Raw genomic sequence first — 7,150 nt, forward strand, 5'->3', positions numbered from 1 at the left:
GGGATGGAAGGTGTAACGGCTGCGAGAGGCCGGAAAGGTAGTATCACAAAAGACTTTTTATCGTGGGGAATACTGTTTTTATAAAGATTCCGGCATTGGCAATCAGTAGCTTATGCACGGGCCGTGTTAATGGGTTGCATCGTGGAAACGTGCCCGTAACCTCTTGTAAAGGCATCCTGCTTTTTCTTCTTTCAGTCCCATTGTGAAGTAACGTGAAAAAAAAGAGGTTTATTTAATATTTTACAACTTAAAACAAATTTAAAATGTCTAATGCAGAGTGCAGTTTCCCCAAATTGGGAGAGTTTTTAGAGTTATTGATGAATCGGTTGAAGATAACGAAGGTGCGTGTTCTCGGAGATGAGCATGTGGGGCCGGATACTTACGCCTCCCTAAAAAGGGGGTGGATTTGAAAGTGAGTTATTATATTCATTTTGCCGACCATCTGCTGAAAGCGAAGGGCGAGGAGGTGTTCCGCCGCGTAGTGCAGGAGGGAGTGGATGCCTATATCAATAACTGGAAGCGGAAAGAGGCAGCCGAGGAAAAGGCGTACGAGCTGAAGAAACAGGCCGAAAAGCTGGAGGCGCTGAGGGAGAGGATGAAGCAGCATAAGGATATCCTGTAAGGCTGGTTGTCCGTTTTCTTTTTGCTCTGTCATTGGGGAAGTGAGAGAGCCTGAATGAAAATGACCTGTTGTCTTGCTGTAGGGGGCGGGCCTGATTTGTCCGGACCGGCCGGTCACGGCCCATTTGCCCCCTACAGTAATCATGTGGCAGTTGCTCTGGAACTTCCGGGCAGTTTTCCCCTCTCCTGAGGCGGCTCTTTGTTCCTTTCTTAACATAATTGTCATATTCCGCCTAAAAAGTACCCTTTTCGTTTAAATAGTCTAATATAAATGCAATTTATATGAATTAAAGTTTTATCTTTGTCTTTCCTATTGGGAATGAAATACTAACTAATTAATTTAAATCAAAGACAAAATTATGAGAAATCATCTAAAGCATTTCCTCCTGTTGGCAGTTCTGACAATCTGTTTCACTGCTACGGCTGTTGCGCAAGGAACAGTAAAAGGTAAAGTAGTAGATGCCGAGAACAATGAGCCATTGATTGGTGCCACTGTATCGGTCAGCGGTACGACACTGGGTACTGTAACGGATATGGACGGTAACTTTGTGTTGAAACTTACCTCTTCCAAGGCTACTCTTATATTCAAGTACTTGGGGTACAACGAAATTACGCATCAAGTAAAAGGAAGCAATACGATAGACTTGGGTGAGGTCAAGATGTCTCCTGATGCTATTGGTTTGGGTGAGGTCAGTGTTATTGCCTCTATTATAAAGAGTGACCGTCAGACCCCTATTCCTATTTCTAACGTGAAACTGGCCAAGATAGAGGAGAAAATAGGTAATCTGGAATTCCCCGAATTGCTGAAATCAGTTCCTTCGGTGTATGTAACCCGTGAAAGCGGTGGTTATGGTGATTCCCGTATCAATATGCGTGGTTTTGATTCGTCCAACCTGGGCGTGCTGATCAATGGTGTGCCCATCAACGGCATGGAAAACGGTAAGGTTTATTGGTCTAACTGGTCCGGTTTGTCTGATGTGAGCCAGTTTATCCAGGTACAGCGTGGTTTGGGTGCGTCTGCTTTAGGTATTTCTTCTGTGGGAGGAACCATGAATATGGTTACTAAAAGTACCGAAGCCCAGAAAGGCGGATCAGCTTATTTCGGTATCGGTAACGACGGTTTCCGCAAGTATTCGGTTTCTTTCTCTACCGGATTGATGGACAACGGATGGGCTATTACATTCATGGGGTCGCTGAATACGGGAGATGGTTACGTGAAAGGTACCAATTATGAAGGATGGACTTATTTTGGAAATATCTCGAAGGTAATCAACGATCATCATAAATTGTCATTGACAGCTTTCGGAGCTCCCCAGTGGCACAACCAGCGCTCTACCATGCACTATATCGAGGATTACAAGAACAGCCCCGACGGCGGACGTTTCAATAACGGATACGGTTATATCAACGGTGAAGCGGTAGGTAGCGGTTACGGCTATAATTATTATCATAAGCCCCAGGTTTCTTTGAATCATTACTGGACTATCGACGAGAAATCGACACTGACCACTTCTCTATACGGCTCAATGGCTACAGGCGGCGGACGCCGTGCCCGTGGCGCGATGAGCAATTGGCTGACTATTGATAACAACACCGGCCGCCCTAAAGACGGTGCGATGATGACTCCGGACGGTTTGTTCGACTACGAGCGTGCTATGGCTGCCAATGCGGCTTCTCAGAACGGGTCGCAGGTGATCTTTACCAATGCTGTCAATGACCATGACTGGTATGGCATGCTGAGTTCCTATAAGAATCATCTGACTGAGAACCTGACTCTTACGGGAGGTATTGACTTACGTTACTATAAAGGGTATCATACAGAGGAAATTGATGATTTGCTGGGTGGTGAGTTCTATCTGCAGACCTCGCCGCTGGCATTCCAAACCAAGAACCAGCTGCTGAAAGTGGGTGACAAGTTCAATTACTATAGCATTGGAGAGATATTCTGGGGCGGTGTTTTTGCACAGGCTGAATATAATACCGATAAGTGGTCGGGATTCCTGTCGGCATCATTGACCGAAGAGGCTTATAGATACGATGACCGTGGTGGTACGGATTCAAGATACTCTGCCACGGGTGCGGATAAACTGGACAGAGTGTCCAGCCTTCAGAATTTTCTGCCTTGGAGCGTGAAGGGTGGTTTTAACTATAAGTTCAATGACAACCACAATGTATTTGTCAATGCAGGATATTTTACCCGCGCGCCTTTCTTCAACTCTGTCTTTGCAAGCAATACGGCAGCTCCCGAAAAGGATGTACCCTACGAAAAGATTACTACGTTCGAATTGGGTTATGGATTTAGCACGGAACAGGTCAATATTGCATTGAATGGTTATTACACTCAATGGATGGATAAGTCCTTGCGCCGTAAGATCGGTCAGGAATATGCCAACCTTACAGGATTGGACGCAGTCCACATGGGTGTGGAACTGGAAGCGACTTACCGTCCTGTCAAGTTCTTTGAATTGAAAGGTATGTTCTCTTTAGGCGATTGGAAATGGAAAGATGATATTCATTTCACTATGTATGATGAAGCGAATAATCCTATCGGAACATACGACGCTTATCTGAAAGATGTCCATGTGGGTAACTCCGCACAGCTCACTTCCGCATTGAGCGCCTCTTGGGAACCGTTCAAAGGATTTAAAATCTCGGCCGACTACAACTTCTTCGGCAAGAACTATGCAGACTTCGATCCTCAGAACCGGGTGAATGAAGCAGACGCCGGTATTGACTCCTGGAAGTTGCCGGATTATGGTACGATTGATTTGGGTATGAACTATCGTTTCAATATCACCAAAGATATCCGTGCCATCGTATACAGTAATGTATATAATTTGACTAATACGGAATATATAGCCGATGCCAAGGACGGTACGAACCATGACTGGAAAACTGCATTGGTATATTACGGCTTCGGTACTACATGGTCTGCCGGTTTTAAAGTAATCTTTTAATCTCTAAAATAGTCAATAAATATGAAGTTAAAATATAATTTAATTGCATGGTCTCTGTTGGGATTCTTTGCTGCGGCATGTGATCCCATGGACGATATTTATAATGAAATCGATGCGGAAGGTACAACGAACACCCAGACGATGGCGGAATATGTACTGACTGATGCCGATTACGAAACGATCAGCTCTGCGGCGGCGAAGGCTGCCACTTCGGATGCTGAAAAAGCATTGGCGAATGCCGTCAAGACGGATAAGGCTTTGAACGAGTTTGCATCGGCCGAGAAGTATGTTCCTTCCATCATCGCGAAGATGTTGCCTTCATGGGGGAAAGGCTCTTCGGTAGGAGTGACCTATAACTATCAGAATACTCCTTCCGATTACGTACTGGAGTATAGGACAGTAACTAATACTTCTTTGGGTGATAAGGATTATGAGGCCCTGTGGGGCGAAGGCTCTCCCGTGAAGTTCCTGGCTCCGGCACATGCTCCGGCTACCGTATTGCCCGAGTGGCTGGCCGGTCAGTATAAGGATGCGGCAAAAGGTGATCTTGTGCTGGTAGATTACAAATATGACGATGTTGATCCTGAATTTACAGGGGAGGACTTGTACTCTCAGGACTTTGAGTCGGTTACGGCCAATGAGGATATCGTGTTGGAAGGCTGGGAGCAGGTGACTCTGAAAGGCGATAGAAAATGGCAGGGAAAAAACTATAGTAGTAATGGTTACGCACAATTCTCGGCCAATGGCTTTGAGGGTGAGGTGGATACTTGGCTTGTTTCTCCGGCAGTAGCAGTGACGAGCAAAGATGCCGGACTGTCTTTCGACATAAAGTTCGGATACTATAATGCGGATTGTCTGGATGTATTGGTTTCCGATACATATGCGGGAAATGGTTCGATTGATATGGCACAGTGGACTAGCGTGAAAGACCAGTTTACTTTTCCTGAAGGACCTGCCAACGGTTACAATGATAATTTTGTGAATGTAGGGAAAGCCGGTCTGGAGGCATACAATGGCAAAAGCGTTTATGTTGCGTTCCGCTATGTAGGCGAGGGGCCCAAGGCGAAAACCACGACTGTTCAGCTCGATAATGTAAGTATTTCATCGGCTGTATTGGCTCCGACGAATGAAAAGCCTTATAATGCATTGTATCAGTTTGACGGAACGGCTTGGAAGGTTAAAGAAGATAGCAGATTGGTTGTAGTGACTCCTGCCGATTATGACGCTATGGGAAGCCCGGGCAGTCATGATAACTTCAGCACTTCGGATGCTCCGGAGAATTATCTGCCCCAGTTCCTGGCTCAGAAATTTCCATATGCCCAGGAAGGGGATTCAAAAGCCGTCATGTACAAATATTATAATAAGGTAACGACGATGGAGGTGGACGAGTATTTGTTCAAGGAGGGTACATGGGTTCTGAATAACAATATTGAACTGAAAGAAAAAGTGAATTTTGTACATAATGGAACCGAGTGGTTGTTTGATCCGACGGTAACGAAATCATTGGCTTCCGAAGATTATTTGATTTTGGAAAATTGGGTGAAAGCGAATAAGGATGCCGGGTATATGGATGCCAAATATGGAAACTCGGAATACTGGTTCGGTGGCAGCTCTTATTATGTAAACTTCAATATCCAGTTGGCTAAACGCCGTTCGAATGACCCCGACGGGGTGGTTCCGGCAGATGATAAAGAGGCTGAGGCTTATTTGTTGTCTATGGTTCAGGAGGGTATTGAACTGATCTTGGCAACAGAGTATCCTACAGCTGGCGCGCAAGTAAGTGGGGTTGATTGTTTCTATGTCATTTCTGCAAAAGTGTATAATGGGCTTGAAACATTTACTTATACTTATACTTTCAAAGGTTTAGGAAATGCTAAATTTGAACTGCAAGGTGAACCTGAAGTAACAAAATAAGGTTTTAAACTTGAAGATAAATAAAGTGGGTGTCAAAAACTCAGTTTTTGAAAATATGAACTTATAATCTGAAATTTGAGCATCCTAAAAGACTAAAGAAAGGGTCGTATCATTACTCCATACAGAGTTTGATACGACCCTTTTAAGTGTTATAGTTACTATCTGTAACTTTTCGGAGCAGTCATTCTAGTTCTTGGACACGTTTCTTTATTGTTGCTTACAGTTTATAAGTAGAGAATGTGAACTCATTTTGGGGGGTAGAAAAGTAATGATCTTAAATCTGTTGAATGATATTTCTTTGAATATTTACAGACTGTAAGTTAAAAACATAAGGAGTTGACCGGCGGAACAGCCCTTTTTCTTTTTTATTACGAAACTCTTTATACAGTTATTTCCGTCTTTGTATAAACGCTTTCCCCCTATAGAGGTGAGTGACATATTGGAACATTAACAATTTATTAGCAGATAACTTTCTTGAAATCCGCTTTTTTTTCGTTCCTTTGTATTGAACTGCTTTCAACAGAGTTAAAACAACTTTAAATATCAAACGCTTATGTGTAGTGAAGGATTGCGTGAAAGATATGTAAATCCCTATACGGACTTTGCATTCAAATTATTGTTTGGAACCGACTTGAACAAAGAAATTCTTATTGGCTTCCTGAATGCCTTGTTCGACGGCAAGCAGGTCATTGAGGATGTCACCTACTTGAACACAGAGCATCTGGGCAGCAAAGAGACTGACCGCCGGGCTGTCTTTGATGTCTATTGTGAAAATGAAAAAGGAGAAAAGATTCTGATAGAAATGCAGAGAGGGGAGCAACAGTTTTTCAAGGACCGGAGTATTTACTATGCTACCTATCCTATCAGGGAACAGGCTATTAAAGGGGAAATCTGGGACTATGAACTGAAAGCGGTGTATGTGATCGGTATTTTGAATTTTGCCTTGGATGATGTTTCGTCTTCCAGCTTCCGCCATGAAGTGAAGCTGATGGATACAACTACTCATGAAGTGTTTTTTGACAAACTGACTTTTGTGTATCTGGAAATGCCCAAATTCCATAAAACCGAGCAGGAGTTGGATACGTTGTTTGATAAATGGATGTTTGTGCTCAAGAATCTGGCCCGTTTGATGGAACGCCCCACTGCCCTTCAGGAACGTGTGTTCAACCGGCTGTTTGAGGCTGCCGAAATTGCTCAGTTCTCAAAAGAGAACCTTTATGCCTATGAGGAGAGTTTGAAAGTATATAGAGATTGGAACAATGTGATTGATACAGCTATTCAGAAAGGCATTGCGAGAGGGATGGAGGAAGGACTTGTGAAAGGGATGGAGGAAGGCATTGCGAAAGGGATGGAGGAAGGCATTGCGAAAGGGATGGAGAAAGGCATTGCAGAAGGTGAATGGATGAAAGCCCAAACTATTGCAGGAAATTTAAAGAATGCCGGGCTTTCCATAGCTGAAATCGCAAAAGTTACCGGACTTTCGGAAGATGAGATAAACTCCCTTTGATTCTTCGGATAAGAGCATAAAAAAACTCCTCTGATATAATCAGAGGAGCTGTTCTTTTTGAAGTAAAATGAGTTATGCTTCAGCAGGAGCTTCAGTAGTTTCAGCAGCAGGTGCTTCTTCAGCAGGAGCGTTAGCGGCTTCTGCTTCAGCC

At 43.8% G+C, this 7,150-nt stretch carries 4 protein-coding genes; all 4 read left to right on the top strand.

Annotated elements, in window-relative coordinates; translation table 11 throughout:
* Positions 1-412 precede the first annotated feature (412 nt).
* Positions 413-622, top strand: coding sequence for a hypothetical protein (locus AB5935_RS04960; RefSeq protein ID WP_227216268.1), 210 nt, complete (start codon positions 413-415; stop codon positions 620-622).
* A gap of 358 nt (positions 623-980) precedes the next feature.
* On the top strand, positions 981-3,578 hold the full coding sequence (locus tag AB5935_RS04965) for a TonB-dependent receptor (protein WP_118037810.1): 2,598 nt from the start codon (positions 981-983) through the stop codon (positions 3,576-3,578).
* A gap of 21 nt (positions 3,579-3,599) precedes the next feature.
* Positions 3,600-5,492 (top strand): choice-of-anchor J domain-containing protein, encoded by a 1,893-nt coding sequence (locus tag AB5935_RS04970; protein ID WP_087387735.1) that lies wholly within the window; start codon positions 3,600-3,602, stop codon positions 5,490-5,492.
* Between the two features lie 553 nt (positions 5,493-6,045).
* On the top strand, positions 6,046-6,999 hold the full coding sequence (locus AB5935_RS04975) for an Rpn family recombination-promoting nuclease/putative transposase (protein ID WP_038609262.1): 954 nt from the start codon (positions 6,046-6,048) through the stop codon (positions 6,997-6,999).
* Positions 7,000-7,150 lie beyond the last annotated feature (151 nt).

It is taken from the genome of Phocaeicola sp. RTP21198st1_B8_RTP21198_201120, assembly GCF_040929485.1.
Taxonomy (GTDB): domain Bacteria; phylum Bacteroidota; class Bacteroidia; order Bacteroidales; family Bacteroidaceae; genus Phocaeicola; species Phocaeicola dorei.